Below are 16,768 nucleotides of genomic sequence, written 5' to 3'. Positions count from 1 at the left end.
CAAGGTCCCCGAGGACCTGCCCGACGAGGCCGTCGCGCCGCTGAATTGCGCACTGGCCCAAGTGTTGTTCGCGCTTCGCGACGTGCGGCTCGGCGACACCGTGGTCATCCAGGGTGCGGGTGGGCTGGGCATCAACGCCGCTGCCGTCGCACGCACGGCGGGTGCGTCGCAGGTGATCGTCATCGACAAGATCGCCGAGCGACTTGATGTCGCAGCCGATTTCGGTGCCACGCAGTGCATCGACGCCAGCGGCATCTCGACCTGGGAGGTCACCGAGCAGGTGCACAAGCACACCGACGGCATCGGCGCCGACTGGGTGCTCGAAGTCGTCGGAGTACCCGGTGTCATTCCCGAAGGCGTCGGCTTCCTCAACAACGGCGGCACCCTGCTCGAGGTCGGTAACGTCGGGATGGGCCGCACTTTCGAGATGGACCCCAGTAGCTTGGTCTTCGGCAACAAATCCATCCGCGGTGTGTCGTTCTACGATCCGGTCACGCTGGCAATTGGATTGTCGTTCCTGCAGCACACCAGTTTTCCGTTCGGCCGGCTGATGCCCAAGCCGTTCCATCTCGCCGACGTCAACGACGCCTTCGCTTCTGCCGACGCCGGTTTGGTGCCCCGAGGCGCTCTGGTGCCATGACTGCGTTGTCCCCGGCGGCGGAAACCCGAGAGCTCATCCTCGATTCCGCGTACGCCTGTTTTCGCAAGCACGGCCTGCTGAAGACGACGATCGTCGACATCGCCAAGGAGGCCAACGTATCCCGCAGCACGATCTACGAGTATTTCCGGGACAAGGGCGCCATCCTGGAGGCGTGCGCCGAGCAGGCCTCCGAGCAGTTCTATCGCGAGATGTCGCGAGCGATGGACCGCGGCAGTTCGCTGGAGGAAAAGCTCTCCAACGCAGCGGTTTTCGTAACCCAGGCACGGCGGGCCATCGCTGCCGAGGAGTACTTCGACGAAGACGCGATCAGCCTCCTGCTGACCAAGGACGCCGCGGTGCTGTTGCGCGAATGTGTCGACTTCTTCGCGCCGTATCTCTCGGCCGCCAGGCTCACCGGCGAGGTGCGAAAAGACCTCGACGTCGAGTCGGCCGGTGAGTGGTTCGCGCGGATACTGTTCTCGTTGTTCAGCACGGCATCGCCGATCCGCGACATGGACGACCCCGATGTCGTCGCCGAGTTCGTGAGTGCGCACGTGGTGCGTGGCTTCGCCAGCGATCGCCCGCGGACCAGGCGTCAAGGGTGACGGAGATCCGGGCGGCGATTCCCGAGGACGCGCTGGCGGTGGCCCGGGTGCACGTCCGGTCCTGGCAGGCGGCGTACCGGGGGCTGATTCCGCAGGCGTACCTCGACAGTCTCAAACCGGAAGTCTGGGCGGCCAAATACGGCTTTCAGCGCACCGACCCGGAACGGCCAACGACCTTGGTCGCGGTGGACGGCGATGGCATTCGCGGCCTGGCCATGACGGGTCCGTACCGGGGTGACGATCTGACAGGTGTCGTTGAGCTGCTGGCAATTTACGCTGATCCCCAGCATTGGGGTGCCGGTGTGGGGCGGCTGCTGGCCGCGGCGGCCCGAGAGCAGATGCGCTCGGACGGTTTCACCGAGGCCGCGCTGTGGGTGCTGGACGGGAATGTCCGTGCCAGACGGTTCTACGAGCGCGACGGATGGGCGCTGGACGGAGCACGCCGGACCAAGACCATCGCCGGGGCCGAGTTGGACGAGGTGCGCTACCGACGCGCGCTCGCCTAGTTGGCGTCGCCTCAAACTATCTGGGCCACTTGTATTTCAGTGGTCTACCGCAACCAATAGTCTTGTCGGTGGGTGTTCGCCACCCCGCTGATCCCATATCCCTGGTCGGTTGTTGTGCCGCACCACAACTCGCCGGATTCCGGCGATGTACAAGATGCCAGCAATGTCCGGCCAGCCTTTCCAGAATATCTAGATCCGCCTACAATTGGAGATCGTTTTGCAGCACTAGCAAACGCTATCACTCCAACACCGAAGGAGTTTGACGAACAGAATGCCTGATCTGAAATTCATCAAGTTCCACGTAATCACTTAGCAAAAGGGTGGTGAAGGTAGTTCATGAATAAAATCTGGCTCGTACCGATGGCGGCAGTTAGTGGGATTTTTATTTTCCCGCCAGCGAAGGCGAATGCCGGTTTGTGTGATTATCCGGCCGTCCTCACCGGGGCAAACGTTTTCCTTGTCCAGGGGGCTTACTGTGATTGGCCCACTGAAATCAATGGATCACATATGCACTGCGAGGCAGGAGGAGTGGGTGTTGACGTTGGCGCGGCTACTGCCGGAGGCGCCACTCTAGGCCTGGGCGGCGCGGGTGTCGGCGGTGTCAGTTGCACATGGCGGTGCCCCGACAACACCATGGCGCCGGCGCCAAATCCCCCTGGCGCTTGGAAGTGGTATCTCGTTCCTGTTGCGAATGCGTGCAAAGACCATATGCAACCGGCTGGATTTTCCAGTGCACCAGTTCTTCCCGGTGAAGGTATGCCAGTTCCGGCACCAGTTCCTACAGCGGTAGGTGGTCCGCCACCACCGCCATTACCACCACCGTTAGCGCCGGAAACAGAACTTCCTTGATCCATAGGAAAGCCGACGGAAAATGCCGCCGCGTGCTCGGAGGCCAGGCCCACGGATCGCTCGCCCGCAACGGTGAGACGATGACCACGCCCGCTACGGCGAAGTACGCCTAACGACCAAGTCGACTAGGCCCGACCCAGCGAATTGTTCTGTACGCCAAGAAATGCTCGGGTTGTGCACTTGTCGTCAACAGGGAGGTCAGCAGGTTCGAATCCTGCGTCCCGCGCCGGGCCGCGCCCTCGAGTTGGCTGATCAGAAATCGGCGACGGGCTCGGGCACCTTCACCGGCTGGTCCGAGTGCTCGACGACAACGCACTCGACGAACTCGCACACGGCCCTGAGGCGCCAGCCGCACACTAGAAAAGAACAAAGATGCCCAGGAGAGCGCACATGACCGCCAGCGGCGATGATCAACCAACGCGAAAACGCTGGCGGCTCGTGCCGATCCCGGTGCTCACCGGTGTGGTGGCGGTCATCGGTGCCGTTGTGTTGTCTGGATGTCGGGGTCCGTCCGCAGGTCAGGGTCCGGCGGCGAGTTCCCGCTCGGCTGCGCCGTCGACTGGTCCTACTTACCGGGTTACCGCCACCGTGCCCGCCGGGGCCCCGGTCGAGGTAGCGGTGGATCCGGGCACCCACACCGTCTACGTCACCAACGACAGTGACAGCACGGTGTCGGTGATCGACGCTTCGACGCGCACCGTCACCGCCACCGTGCCCGTCGGCAAGGGCCGGCGCGCCTACAAGGGCCCTGGCGGGTTGGCAGTGGATCCGGGCACCCACACCGTCTACGTCGCCGACCACGACGATGCCACGGTGTCGGTGATCGACGCCTCGACGCGCACCGTCACCGCAACCGTGCCCGTCGGCAATGAGCCGAACGGGGTGGCGGTGGACCCGGGCACCCACACCGTCTACGTCGCCAACGCCAAGGACAACTCGGTGTCAGTGATCGACGCTTCGACCCGCACCGTGACCGCCACCGTGCCCGTCGGCAAGGACCCGCAAGGGGTGGCAGTGGATCCGGGCACTCACACCGTCTACGTCGCCAACACCGTCGACGCCTCGGTGTCGGTGATCGACGCTTCGACGCGCACCGTGACCGCCACCGTGCCCGTCGGCGACGAAACGACCGGGATGGCGGTGGATCCGGGCACCCACACCGCCTACGTCACCAACAGCCGCGACGGCACGGCGTCGGTGATCGACGCCTCGACGCGCACAGTGATCGCCACCGTGCACGTCGGCGAGAAGCCGTGGGGGGTGGCGGTGGATCCGGGTACCCACACCGTCTACGTCGCCAATTACGAGGGCGGCACGGTGTCGGTGATCGACGGCTCGGCGCGCACCGTGACCGCCACCGTGCGCGTCGGCAAGAACCCGTACGGCGTGGCGGTAGACCCGGGCAGCCACACCGTTTATGTCGCCAACTCCTGGGACAGCACGGTGTCGGTGATCGAATCTCGATAGTAAGTTTGCATCGGCGTCTGGGCGTGCGTGTCGGCTGCCGGTGGCGATCATCGTGTCCACCACACTCGCCGACCCGGAAGCCGCCGCGGGCAAGGGACTCACCGCTGGCGACAGCGGATCGTGCTCTACGCCAAAGAAACTCCTCGAACCCGACGATGACGACGAACCCGATTGACGCCGCTCAGCCCGGCGACGCCAATCTGGGTATCACCTCGTCGCCCAGGCGGGTGACGAATCCGACCGGATCAGGGTTGCCCGGTAGCGGACCGACATTGATCAACTCGACGCCCGCTTCGGCGTAGCTCTCTATGGTTTTAATGAACTCATCGGTGTCTTTGAACGGCTCGAGCTGCGGGCCGAGGCCGACCGTCTTGCGGATCGACGCAGGGTCGCGGCCGACCTTTTCGCAGTGTCGTTGCAGCACATCGCTTTTGTGTTTGAACACCGCTGGAGTGGCGGCCGTGCTGTTCCACACGTCGGCGTATTCGGCGACGAGGCGCAGTGTCTTCTTCTCGCCGTCACCGCCGATCAGCAGCGGGGGACGGCGGATGGGTGGTGGCTGGCAGATGGTTTCGGCGAGGTGGTAATGCTTACCGTCGTAGGGCCCGTCGTTGTCGCTCCACATTTGCCCGCAGATTTGTATTGTCTCTTCGAGCATTTCGAATCGTTGACCAAGCGGCGGATACGGGACACCGAGAGCCAGATGTTCGCGTTCGTACCACGCCGCGCCGATGCCGAACATGGAACGCCCCTGCGACAGCACGTCCAACGTCGTTACTGTTTTGGCCAGGATTCCCGGATAGCGGTAGGTCACGCCGGTCACCAGCAAGGTCAACGAGATTTTTTCGGTTTGCCCGGCAAGGAAACCCAGTGACGTATAGCCCTCTAGGAACGGATCCTGCGCCTGCCCGATGGCCTCCATCTGAAAGAAGTGGTCGGCCAGCGTGAACATCGTCGCGCCGGCTTGTTCGGCGATCCTGGCCGACGCGGCCAGGGTCGGCCCCAACTTCTCCGGCGCACCGGGCAGGAAGTCGATGAAATGTACTCCTAGTTGCATGATTTCGCCTCTCTAGCGTGATTTAAAGTCGGTCAGCCAAGCGTTCGATCAGAGGAACCGCTGCGGCGAGCGTCCTCAACTCTGCGACCGAGAAATCCTCCGCGAGGATCTTGGCGAACTGACGGGCCCGCACATCGCGCTTGTGCCGCAGAAACCCCAAACCCGAACGAGTCAGCGACATCACGATCCGCCTGCCGTCCGCCGGATCGGGTTCACGGCGCACCAAGCCCTGAGATTCGAGACGGCTCAACGTGACTCCCATGGCCTGCGGACTGATCTGCTCGACGCGGGCCAAATCCGCGGCTGAGGCGGGACCTCCGCGGTCCAGCCTCGCCAGCGCCGCCCGTTCCGGCAGCGTCAACTCGCCGGGAGCTTCTAACTGCTTGACCCGGCGCGCAATGAGTGCGATGCCGTGATACAACCCCGAGCCCAGCTCGTCGACATTCGGACCACTAGCCATATTAACAACCTAGATTGATAAGTCCAGATTGTCAAAATCCGACCGAGAAAGCTCAGCGGCCAGAACGTTCGGCCAGCGCCCGCAGGAAAAACGTCAGGTTGGCCGGGCGCTCGGCCAGTCGGCGCATGAAATAGCCGTACCACTGGGTGCCGTAGGGCACGTACACGCGGACGTGGTTTCCGGCATCGGCCAGTCGCCGCTGTTCGTCGTCGCGGATACCGTACAGCATCTGGTATTCGAAATCGCCAACACCACGCCCTGATTCGCGAGCCATGGCAGGGACCGCGTCGATGACCTGCGGGTCATGCGACGCCACCATCGGATACCCGCTGCCCGCCATCAGCACCTGCAGACACCGCAGATAGGAGTCCGTCACCTCGGCCGGGTCCCGGTAGGCCACCGACGCCGGCTCGTCGTAGGCGCCCTTGCACAACCGGACCCGGGCCCCGACGGTGGCCAGCTCTCGGCAATCGTCCAGTGTGCGGTGCAGGTACGCCTGCAAAACTGTGCCCAGCCAAGGGAAGTCGACGCGCAGATCACCGGAGATCGACAGCGTCGAGTCGGTGCTGCGGTGGTCCTCGGCGTCCACGGTCACCCCGGCGCCCACCTGCTGGGCCCGCTCGCAGACGGTGCGGGCGTTGTCCAGCGCGATCTTCTTGCCGTCGCGATCCAGCGCTTGCCCCAGCGCCGAAAGCTTGACCGACACCTCCAGCGGCCGCACCCCGTCCCCAGCCGCCCCGGCATCCAGCGCATCGAGCAGTGCCAGGTACGCCTGCACGGTGGCGGTGGCATCGTCGACGTCGGTCACGTCCTCACCCAGGTAATCGATGCTGACATAGCGCCGCGAATCCCGCAGCACGGCAACGCTATCCAACACGGAATCGATGGTCTCGCCAGGTACAAACCGGTGCACCACGCTGCGGGTGGCCGGCAACCGTTCGGCGGCGCGGCGCAGGCCCTTCGTCCGGCTCGCGGCAAGGATCGCCGGACGAAGCGTACTGGCGAACACTCCGGCCATCAGTCCGACCCCATGTGCGGGTACGTGTATTCGGTGGCCGGGACGAACGTCTCCTTGATGGTGCGCGCCGAGGTCCAGCGCAACAGATTCATCGGGGAGCCGGCCTTGTCGTTGGTACCCGAGCCGCGTGAGCCGCCGAACGGCTGGCGCCCGACCACCGCCCCGGTTGGCTTGTCGTTGACATAGAAGTTGCCGGCCGCGAACCGCAATCGGTCCTGTGCGGCCAGCACGGCCTGGCGGTCGTCGGCAATCACGGCCCCGGTCAGCGCGTAGCGCGACCCGGTATCGATGACGTCGAGCACCCGCTCGTACTGGTCGTCGGGATAGACGTGCACCGAGAGCAGCGGGCCGAAGTACTCGGTCGCGAAGGACACGTCGGTGGGGTCGTCGGACAGGAAGACGGTCGGGCGCACGAAATAGCCTTCGCTGTCGTCGTATTCACCGCCGACCGCGATGGTGACGCCGGGCGCGCCTTTCGCCCGCTCGATCGCGTCGACATTCTTGATGAAGGCACGCCGGTCGATCAGCGCACCGCCGTAGTTGGTCAGGTCTGTCACGTCGCCGTAGCGCAGGCTCGCCGCGGCGCTCAGGAAATCGTCTCCCATCCGCTGCCACACCGAATGCGCGACGAACGCCCGCGACGCCGCCGAGCATTTCTGGCCCTGGTAGTCGAAGGCTCCGCGAATCAGCGCCGTGCGCAGCACATCCGGGCGCGCCGAGGCGTGGGCGAGCACGAAGTCCTTGCCGCCGGTCTCACCGACCAACCGCGGATAGCTATGGTAGTGGCCGATATTGGTGCCGACCTGGTACCACAACCGCTGGAAGGTGGCCGTCGATCCGGTGAAGTGGATGCCGGCCAGCCGCCGATCGGCCAGCGCCACATCCGAAACCGCGAAGCCGTCGCCGGTGACAAGGTTGATCACCCCGGGCGGCAGACCCGCGGCCTCGAGCAGTTGCATGAGCAGGTAAGCCGACAGGGTCTGGGTGATCGACGGCTTCCACACCACGGTGTTGCCCATCAACGCCGGAGCCGTCGGCAGGTTGCCGGCGATCGAGGTGAAGTTGAACGGCGTGATCGCATAGACGAACCCGTCCAGCGGACGGTAGTCACTCCGGTTCCACTCCCCCGGACCGCTGATCGGCTGCTCCGCCAGGATCTGTCGGGCGAATTCGACGTTGAACCGCCAGAAGTCGATCAACTCGCAGGGCGCGTCGATCTCGGCCTGGTACACCGACTTGGATTGACCGAGCATCGTTGCGGCGGCGATCTTTTCCCGCCAGGGCCCGGCCAGCAGGTCCGCGGCCCGTAGGAACACCGCGGCGCGCTCGTCGAAAGGTATTGCCGTCCAAGCATTTTTGGCGGACATGGCCGCGTCGATGGCCGCCGTGGCGTCGGCATGCACCGCGTTGGTCAAAGTGCCGAGCTTCGCGGCGTGCCGGTGTGGCTGGACGACGTCGATCGGCTCGCCATCGCCCATCCGATGGGTGCCGCCGATGACGTGCGGCAGGTCGATCGGGTGGTCGGCCAGGGCGGCCAGTTCGGCGTGCAGTCGGGTGCGTTCCGGGGAATGCGGGGCATAGTCGTGGACCGGCTCGTTGGTTGGGGCGGGTACTCGGGTGATCGCGTCCATGCTTGCCAGGATCCCCGGCCCGGGTCCTCGATCGGTTGGCTGATCAGACAACGATTCACATCCTGGGTAGTACGATCGGACAACATGGGGACGACCGGCGTCGGGCTGGGTCAGCTGCTGCTGGCGCTGGATGCGACCCTGGTCAGCCTGGTCGAAGCCCCACGGGGCCTGGACCTCCCAGTGGCGTCGGCGGCGCTGATCGATTCCGATGACGTCCGGCTGGGTCTGGCGGCGGCGGCGGGCTCGGCCGACCTCTTCTTTCTGCTGGGCGTCAGTGACGCCGAGGCGCTGCGCTGGATCGACCGGCAGGTGCAGCGCGCGCCGGTGGCGATCCTGGTCAAGGAGCCGTCGGACGCCCTGGTGGCCAAGGCGGTCGCGGCCGGGTCGGCGGTGGTGGCGGTCGAGCCGCGGGCCCGTTGGGAGCGGCTGTACCAGTTGGTCAATCACGTGTTGGAACATCACGGCGATCGTGCGGACCCGACGGATGATTCGGGCACCGATCTGTTCGGTCTGGCGCAGTCTCTGGCCGACCGGATCCACGGCATGGTCAGCATCGAAGACGCCCAGTCGCATGTGCTGGCCTATTCGGCCTCCAACGACGAAGCCGACGAGTTGCGGCGGCTCTCCATCCTGGGTCGCGCCGGTCCCCCCGAGCATCTCGAATGGATCGGCCAGTGGGGCATTTTCGATGCGCTGCGGGCCGGCGGCGAGGTGGTGCGCGTCGCCGAAAGGCCGGAATTGGGACTGCGCCCGCGACTGGCGATCGGGATCCACCAGCCGCCGGCCGGTGCGCGACGGCCACCCGTCTTCGCCGGCACCATCTGGGTGCAGCAAGGGTCCCAACCGCTGGCCGACGACGCCGACGAGATGCTGCGGGGCGCGTCGGTGCTTGCCGCCCGGATCATTTCGCGGCTGGCGGCCCGACCGTCCACCCATGCGCGCCGCGTGCAGCAGCTGCTGGGCCTGACCGAGCCGGACGCCGTCGACGTCGCCGCCATCGCCGGTGAGCTCGGTCTCGCCGCCGACCGGAACGCCGCGTTGATCGGCTTCGACATCGCAGACACCAAAGACACCGCGACCCGCCCGCCGCGCCTGGCCGACGTTGTGGCGTTGAGCGCCAGCGCTTTTCGGCGTGACGCGCAGGTGGCGTCGCACGGATCGCGGATTTATGTGCTGCTGCCTGCCGCCGCGACGACCCGGTCGGTCACCTCGTGGGCCCGCGGCACGATCGGCTCGCTGCGCACCGAACTGGGCGTGCAGCTGCGGGCTGCCATCGCCGCGCCGGTCCCCGGTGTGGCCGGCCTTGATGCAATTGCCGCGGCGCGTACCGAGGTGGACCGCGTGCTGGATAGCGCTGAGCGTCATCCGCTTTTGGGACAGGTGATCTCACTGGCCGAGGCGCGCACCACCGTGCTGCTCGACGAGATCGTCACGCTGGTCGGTGCCGAGCCGCGGCTCGTCGACCCTCGGGTACGCGACCTGGGCGCTCAGGATCCGGTACTCCCCGAGACCCTGCGCGCCTACCTGGACTGCTTCGGCGACATCGCCGCGGCCGCGCAATGGCTGCAGGTGCACCCCAACACCGTTCGCTACCGGGTGCGGCGAATCGAAAAGCTGCTGTCCACCTCACTCGCGGACCCCGATGTGCGACTGCTGTTTTCACTGGGGCTGCGGGTGTTGGAGGTGCCTTAGGCGGCTCACATCTCCCACTGTCGATGCGCCCCGACAGGCATCTTTGCTGGTGGCGTCGACCATGTATGCGTACTTTCGTTGCAGGCCCGCGATATTGTTTTCGAGAATCTATGTCGCGCTGGACCGCACGTTGCGAGGGAGGCGGGCGTGGACGGGACGCCGTTCGGACGCTACCGACTGGTCGCGTTGCTGGGTCGGGGCGGCCAGGGCGAGGTCTGGCGCGCGTTCGACACCATGACCGAACGCGTGGTCGCGCTGAAGCTCCTGCCCGAGCGGCTCGCCGACGACGAGGTCTACCAGGAGCGCTTCCGCCGCGAGGCCCGTTCGGCGGCCGGACTCAACGAGCCGCACGTGGTGCCGATCTACGATTTCGGCGAGATCGACGGGCGGCTGTATGTGACGATGCGCCTGATCGAGGGCCGTGACCTGCAAAGCATCCTGGGCGGCGGGCCGCTGGAGCCGGCCCGCGCCGTGCACATCATCGACCAGATCGCTTCGGCGCTGAACGCCGCGCACCGCATCAACCTGGTCCACCGCGACGTCAAACCGTCCAACATCCTGGTCGCCGAAGAGGACTTCGCCTACCTGATCGATTTCGGCATCGCGCGCGGTGAGGACCAAACCGGGCTGACCACCGCGGGAACCGTGATAGGCACGCTTGCTTACCTGGCGCCCGAGCGGGTCACCAAGGGAGAGGCCGACGCTCGCTCCGACATCTACTCGCTGGCGTGCGTCATGCACGAATGCCTGACGGGGGAACAGCCGTTTCCCGGCCGCGGCCTCGAACAGCAGGTCAACGCCCATTTGTCGCAACCTCCGCCACGCCCGTCGGCGATCCGCCCCTACCTTCCCGCCGAGCTGGACGCCGTCATCGGCCGGGGAATGGCCAAGAATCCCGACGCTCGCTACGAGACCACCAAGGACCTGGCCTACGCGGCACGCGCGGCGATCACCGCCCCCCCTGCTCGGCCCGAGCCGGCGTGGCCCGTCCAGCCGCCACCGCCACCACCGCAGTCTCAGAAACCAAGACCCGCACCGCCGCCACCGCAGAAACCACGACCCGCACCGCCTGCTCGACCCGTGCAGCCGGCACAGCAGAAACCACGACCCGCGCAGCCGGTCAGGCCAGCACCTCAGGCACGACCCGGTCAGCCGGCACGGCCCGGACTGCAAGCACTGCCGGCCCAGCCGACGCCACCGGCGCGGCCACAGCACCCAAAGCCGGCGCAACCGGCGCAACCGGCACAGCCGGCAAAGTCCGCGCAACCGGCACAGACCTCACAGCCCGCGCAGCCCGAAAAGGCCGAAAAGTCCGACATATCCTCGACGGCCCCTACCCAGCTCGGCCCGATTCTCAGCTCCGTCAAGATGGAACCGGCTTCCAGTCCGGCAATTCCTACATCGTCGGCCAGTCCGTCGGGTAGTGAGAAACAGCCGCGAAAACGCCGTGGGATCGTGTTGGTGAGTGTGGCCGCGGCGGTCGCGCTGCTCGTCGCCGCCGTCGTCGTCCTGGTGGTGACACATCACGGAGGCGGCGGACAGGGAACCGGAACCCCCTCCCCGTCAGGACCGACCAGCGCCGGCGCAGCGCCGAACAGCGGGCCGTTCACCGGCGTGTACCGCGCCGACTTCGGCCCGTCGGGCGTCGGCGGGAAACTCGATCAGGGAGCGACGCCGTCGACGGGGCAGTGGTCGGTGCGCTCGGCATGCGGTTCGGCCGGTTGCGTGGCAACGGCAACCGTCTCGGGCGGGCCGACGCTGCAGTCGACATTCGTCTTGGACGACTTCGACGGACAGTGGCACGCGGTCGGCGCGGTCTCGGTGCCGGCCGCGCCCGCCGGAGTGTCGGGCTTTGCCAACTGCACATTCCCGGCCGAATACTGGACGGTCATCACTCTGCAGGCGCGCCCCGACGGATCACTGGTCGGTCAATACCGCGCGGCAAGCCAAGTCGGCCCTTGCATAACCGAACGAACCGTCACCTTCACCCGCACCGGAGACGTCGACACCAGCAAACTTCCCGACCCGGCCACCCAAGCACCCCGCGTCGCGTCCCCCGCCGAAGCGTGGCACGGCCGCTACCACGGTACGAGAACACCACAGGACAACCACCCGCCGGCCTCGTGGGATTCCAATCTGCAGACCGACTGCCTTCGGACCGGCGAACGCTGTGTCAGCTACGACACCGAACAAACCAAGGTCTACATCTTCGCGGACGGCAAATGGCTGTGGAACTTTGACGGCAAGAGCAAATGCAACGGTGTCCAGGAGTTTGAGGATAAATCTTCGTGGGAATTACCGCTGCCGCAGCCACCGCAAGACCCGATCACGTTATTAACCGGCCACGGGCACAGGGACGTAATCGGCAGTGCATGTGCCCGGTCCTATAACGAAAACGTGAAATTTGAGCGCACCGGCGATTAATGGCCCTGCCCGCCACGGCGGCGGCAATTCGTAACGGAGGCCAACGTGGACGGCACGCCGTTCGGACGGTACCGATTGATCGAGTTGCTGAACCGCGGCGGCATGGGCGAGGTGTGGCGCGCTTTCGACACGGTGACCACGCGGGTGGTCGCGCTGAAGGTACTGCCCAAACAGTTCGCCCATGACGGCGTGTACCAGCAGCGTTTCCAACGCGAGGCCCGCTCCGCGGCCGGGCTCAACGAACCGCACGTGGTACCGATCTACGACTTCGGCGAGATCGAGGGGCGGCTGTATGTGACGATGCGCCTCATCGAGGGCCGCGACCTGCAGGCCATCCTGGCCGACGGGCCGCTGGAGCCGGGCCGCGCGGTGTACATCATCGACCAGGCGGCCAGCGCGCTCAACGCCGCACACCGCATCAAGCTGGTGCACCGCGACGTCAAGCCATCGAACATCCTGGTCGCCGAAGAGGACTTCGCCTATCTGATCGATTTCGGCATCGCCCGAGCGACCGGAGATACCTCCCTGACCAGTACCGGCAGTGTGGTCGGCACCTTTGCCTACCTTGCCCCCGAGCGGGTCACCGCCCCGAACACCGCCGACCACCGCTCCGACATCTACGCCCTGACCTGCGTCTTGTACGAATGCCTGACCGGTAGCCAACCCTTCCCGGGGAACAGCGCCGAACAACAGATCGGCGGCCATTTGACGTTGCCTGCGCCGCGTCCGTCGGCACTGCGCGCCGGACTGTCCGCCGAACTGGACGCGGTGATCGCCAAGGGAATGGCCAAGAATCCCGACGAACGCTTCGCGACCACCAAGGAGATGTCCAACGCTGCCCGCGCTGCCCTCAACGCCCCACCGGCAGGACGCCAACCGGTGCGGCCGACACAGCAAACCCGCCACCCGCAAGGCCACGGCTGGTCCGCTCCGCCCACCCAGTTCGCTCCGGCCACCGAACCCACCCGGTTCGCAACGGCTTTCGCGCCTCCCGTTCCGGCAGCGCCGCCGGCTGCGCCAGACCAACGAAGCCGCAGACGCAACCGGATAGCCGTGGCGGGCGGGGCGGCGGTAGTCGTCATAATCGCCGCGGTCGTATCCGTCCTGGCGTTCACCGATCACAAGACTCCGGTCGGCACCCCGTCCACCGGCCCGACGAGCACCGCGCCGCCGCCCAGCGCCGGACCCTTCACCGGCACCTACCGTGCCGACTTCGGCCCTTCGATGGCCAACGGGAAACCGGACGGCGGGAACGCGTACACAGCGCAGTGGGCCCTGCGATCGGCGTGCCCTTCCACCGGTTGCGTGGCCACCGCGACCGCTTCCGGGGGTGACCTGCTTCAGCAGGCATTCGTGTTCGACCAGGTTGGCGACCAGTGGCATGCGGTCGCCGTCACCTCGGTGACGACACTGCCGCTGGGCGACCCGTCCTTCATCAGGTGCACAGCCCCCGCCGAGTTCTGGACGGTCATCACGCTCCAGCCACGATCCGACGGCACGCTGACCGGCCAATACCGCGCGTCGGGTGGCAGACACTGCGTGTCTGAGCGAACCGTCACCTTCACCCGGGTCGGAGACGTCGACCTGAAGAGTCTTCCGGATCCGGTCGGCCAGGCGGCGCGAGCCGCGTCGCCGGCCAGCGCATTTCACGGCCGCTACCACATCACTTCTGCGGCAGACGACAATCGCGCGCCGTCATCATGGGATATGACGGTGCAGACCGATTGCCTTCGGTCGGGCCAACGCTGCGTCAGCTACGAGCACAACGACTCCGGATATGCCTGGCTCACATTCGCGGACCAAAAATGGATCTACGATTTCGACGGCAAGAGTCAATGCACGGACGTCGGGCCCGAGCACGTTAAAGTCCATCGTGAATTTCCACTGCCGCAGCCGCCGCAAGACCCGATCACCTTATTAACGGGTACGGGACATATGCAGATAATGGATACCGACTGCGCCGGTGCATTCAACGAAACCGTGAAATACCAACGCACCGGCGAGTAAAGGCCCGGCCGGGCCGGCCGGCCGTTCGCACGTTTGCCCCCGGGACCGTGAAACGTGGGCCAGACTCTATGGTGTCGCTGTAGCGCACGATGAGTGAGAGGCTGTTGTGGTGGAGGGGACGCCGTTCGGACGCTATCGGTTGATCGAGATTCTGGGTCGCGGCGGCATGGGCGAAGTGTGGCGCGCGTTCGACACCGTGACCGAACGCGTGGTCGCACTCAAGGTCCTGCCCGCGCAGTTCATCAACGACGAGGTGTTCCAGGAGCGATTCCGGCGTGAGGCCCGCTCGGCCGCCGGACTCGACGAGCCCCACGTGGTGCCGATCCACGATTTCGGGGAGATCGACGGACGGCTGTATGTGACGATGCGCCTGATCGAAGGCCGCGACCTGCAGTCCATCCTGACCGGCGGGCCGCTGGAGCCCGATCGCGCGGTGCACATCATCGACCAGGTGGCGTCGGCCCTGAACGCCGCACACCGCATCGACCTGGTCCACCGCGACGTCAAACCGTCCAACATCCTGGTCGCCGACGAGGACTTCACCTACCTGATCGATTTCGGCATCGCCCGCGCCACCGGGGAAACCTCGCTGACCAACACCGGCAACGTGCTGGGTACCTGGGCCTACCTTGCTCCCGAGCGCCTGACCACCGGACAGACCGACCATCGTGCCGACATCTACGCCCTGACGTGCGTGATGCACGAATGCCTCACCGGCAACCAACCCTTCCCCGGCGACAGCATGGAACAACAGATCGGCGGCCACCTGACCCAACCGCCGCCGCGCCCGTCCACCGTGCGCCACGAGCTTCCCAACGAACTGGACGCCGTCATCGCCAAGGGCATGGCCAAAAACCCCGACGAGCGGTACGCGACAACCAAAGAGTTGGCCAAAGCCGCCCGCGCGGCGATCAGCACCGGCACCACCGGGCCCCGATCTGTCCGGCCGACGCCGCAGCCCCACCACTCGTCATGGTCGGCGCCGCCCGCCCAATACGCCCCGGGCACCGGCCCGAATCAGTACCCGCCGACCGCCGGCCCGACCCAGTACGCCCCGGCCACCGGACCGAATCAATTCGGCCCTCCCCAATACAGTCCGCCCGCCGGCCCGACCCAGTACGGCCCGCCTGCCGCCCCGACCCACTACAGTCCAGCGGCCGGCCCGACCCACTACAGTCCGGCGCCTGGCCCCACCTTCTTTCAACCGCCGCCCGGGCTCCCGCCGGGAGGCCGAAAGAAGTCAAAGCGCAATCTGATCCTGCTGGCGTCTGGGGCGGGGGTGATCGCGCTGGTCATCGCTGTCGTCCTGGTCATGGTGCTCAACAACAACGGAAAACATGGCCCGATCGCGAACACCGGACCCTTCACCGGCCTCTACCGCGCCGATTTCGGCGCATCGACCACTCATGGGTCACCGGATCAAGACGGGACGCCGTCGTCCGGGCAGTTCGCCGTGCGGTCGGCATGCGGCTCGAATGGCTGCGTAGCAACAGCGAAGGCCACGGGCGGGCCGGCCCTGCAATCGACATTGGTATTCGACGAATTGGGCAGCCAGTGGCATGCGGTCGCCGTATCCTCGGTGAACGCCGCGCCGTCCGGCGTCTCGGGCTTTACCGGCTGCAAATTCCCCGCCGGCGATTTCTGGACGGTAATCACACTGCAAGCCCAATCCGATGGAACATTCACCGGCGAATATTTCGCGCAGAGCGCAGAATCCAACTGCATCACCGAGCGAACCGTCACCTTCACCCGGGTGGGAGATGCCGACCTCAACGATCTTCCGGACCCAGCCGATCAACCAGCGCGAGTCGCCTCTCCGGCCGAAGGTTTGCACGGCCACTACCATGCGACGCTCACGCCTTTGAACGATCGCAAGCCGCTGTCGTGGGATACCTCCTTGCAGACCGAATGCCTGCGAACAGGCGGGCGCTGCCTCAGCTATAAATACAAGGGATATGACCTGATGCCGTTCGAGAACGGAAACTGGACTTACGCTTTCGACGGCCAGAAAGCATGCGCCGGCTACGGTTCTCCGCAGACGAAAATCAATTGGGTATTTCCCCTGGTGAAGCCGGCTCACGACCCCATCACGCTATTAACCGGCCACGGACACAGAACCGTGGTCGACACCGGTTGTGCGGGCTCATGGGACGAAGACGTGAAATACGAGCGGACCGGCGACTAGCCCGCCTGACCGTGCGCTGGTCGGCCGGCTTCCGCCGTCGCGAAGGTGCACAGATGTACGGAGACACGCCGGTCCGGCCGGCATTTTGTGCACCCTCGCCGACGGGCCAGCGGGGGTGGGCGAAGCGGAGGACATGATGAACGCACCCTGGTACGGGGCGACGAAAATGGAATTCCGGCTGCGATTTTTTTCGGCCTGGCTGATTTATATGGCCGCGTTTGCGTGCT

13 protein-coding genes are annotated in these 16,768 nt (G+C 65.8%); 9 read left to right on the top strand and 4 right to left on the bottom strand.

What is annotated here, in order from left to right; all coding sequences use genetic code 11:
* The 5 genes from VML93_RS08710 to VML93_RS08690 all read left to right on the top strand — a co-directional run.
* Nucleotides 1-640, top strand: a 640-nt coding sequence (locus VML93_RS08710) for a zinc-binding dehydrogenase (RefSeq protein WP_325609687.1), incomplete at its 5' end; no start/stop codon positions are given.
* Nucleotides 637-1,245, top strand: coding sequence for a TetR/AcrR family transcriptional regulator (locus VML93_RS08705; protein ID WP_325609685.1), 609 nt, complete (start codon nucleotides 637-639; stop codon nucleotides 1,243-1,245). The genes VML93_RS08710 and VML93_RS08705, both read left to right, overlap by 4 nt.
* Nucleotides 1,242-1,751: a GNAT family N-acetyltransferase gene (locus VML93_RS08700; RefSeq protein ID WP_325609683.1), complete on the top strand. Its 510-nt coding sequence runs from the start codon at nucleotides 1,242-1,244 to the stop codon at nucleotides 1,749-1,751. The genes VML93_RS08705 and VML93_RS08700 overlap by 4 nt, the downstream gene beginning before the upstream one ends.
* A 1,239-nt stretch (nucleotides 1,752-2,990) precedes the next feature.
* A complete protein-coding gene (locus tag VML93_RS08695) occupies nucleotides 2,991-4,067 on the top strand; it encodes a beta-propeller fold lactonase family protein (protein WP_325609681.1) in 1,077 nt (358 codons plus the stop codon).
* A gap of 52 nt (nucleotides 4,068-4,119) precedes the next feature.
* A complete protein-coding gene (locus VML93_RS08690; RefSeq protein WP_325609679.1) occupies nucleotides 4,120-4,242 on the top strand; it encodes a hypothetical protein in 123 nt (40 codons plus the stop codon).
* A gap of 6 nt (nucleotides 4,243-4,248) precedes the next feature.
* On the opposite strand, the gene VML93_RS08685 is transcribed toward VML93_RS08690, so the two are convergent.
* From VML93_RS08685 to pruA, 4 genes are read right to left on the bottom strand one after another with little or no spacing between them, the layout of a single operon-like run.
* On the bottom strand, nucleotides 4,249-5,124 hold the full coding sequence (locus VML93_RS08685; RefSeq protein ID WP_325609677.1) for an LLM class F420-dependent oxidoreductase: 876 nt from the start codon (nucleotides 5,122-5,124) through the stop codon (nucleotides 4,249-4,251).
* Between the two features lie 22 nt (nucleotides 5,125-5,146).
* Nucleotides 5,147-5,584, bottom strand: coding sequence for a MarR family winged helix-turn-helix transcriptional regulator (locus VML93_RS08680; protein ID WP_325609675.1), 438 nt, complete (start codon nucleotides 5,582-5,584; stop codon nucleotides 5,147-5,149).
* A gap of 52 nt (nucleotides 5,585-5,636) precedes the next feature.
* Entirely contained in the window at nucleotides 5,637-6,602 is a 966-nt protein-coding gene (locus VML93_RS08675; protein WP_325609673.1) for a proline dehydrogenase family protein, read from the bottom strand.
* Nucleotides 6,602-8,233 (bottom strand): L-glutamate gamma-semialdehyde dehydrogenase, encoded by a 1,632-nt coding sequence (gene pruA / locus VML93_RS08670; RefSeq protein ID WP_325609671.1) that lies wholly within the window; start codon nucleotides 8,231-8,233, stop codon nucleotides 6,602-6,604. Before pruA ends, VML93_RS08675 begins: the two co-directional genes overlap by 1 nt.
* Before the next feature lie 84 nt (nucleotides 8,234-8,317).
* Here pruA and VML93_RS08665 point away from each other — a divergent pair, with 84 nt between their 5' ends.
* The 4 genes from VML93_RS08665 (at nucleotide 8,318) to VML93_RS08650 (ending at nucleotide 16,541) form a co-directional block, all read left to right on the top strand.
* Nucleotides 8,318-9,925: a PucR family transcriptional regulator gene (locus VML93_RS08665; protein WP_325609669.1), complete on the top strand. Its 1,608-nt coding sequence runs from the start codon at nucleotides 8,318-8,320 to the stop codon at nucleotides 9,923-9,925.
* A gap of 147 nt (nucleotides 9,926-10,072) precedes the next feature.
* Complete coding sequence (locus VML93_RS38525) at nucleotides 10,073-12,349, top strand: serine/threonine-protein kinase (RefSeq protein WP_414686308.1); 2,277 nt, start codon at nucleotides 10,073-10,075, stop codon at nucleotides 12,347-12,349.
* Between the two features lie 45 nt (nucleotides 12,350-12,394).
* The gene (locus VML93_RS08655; protein WP_325609667.1) at nucleotides 12,395-14,356 is read left to right on the top strand and encodes a serine/threonine-protein kinase; all 1,962 of its coding nucleotides are present in this window, start codon (nucleotides 12,395-12,397) and stop codon (nucleotides 14,354-14,356) included.
* Nucleotides 14,357-14,465: 109 nt separating this feature from the next.
* Complete coding sequence (locus tag VML93_RS08650) at nucleotides 14,466-16,541, top strand: protein kinase domain-containing protein (protein ID WP_325609665.1); 2,076 nt, start codon at nucleotides 14,466-14,468, stop codon at nucleotides 16,539-16,541.
* The last annotated feature ends 227 nt before the right edge of the window (nucleotides 16,542-16,768 follow it).

Source organism: Mycobacterium sp., from assembly GCF_035499775.1.
Classification (GTDB): domain Bacteria; phylum Actinomycetota; class Actinomycetes; order Mycobacteriales; family Mycobacteriaceae; genus Mycobacterium.
This window is presented reverse-complemented; position numbering and strand designations above follow the sequence as displayed.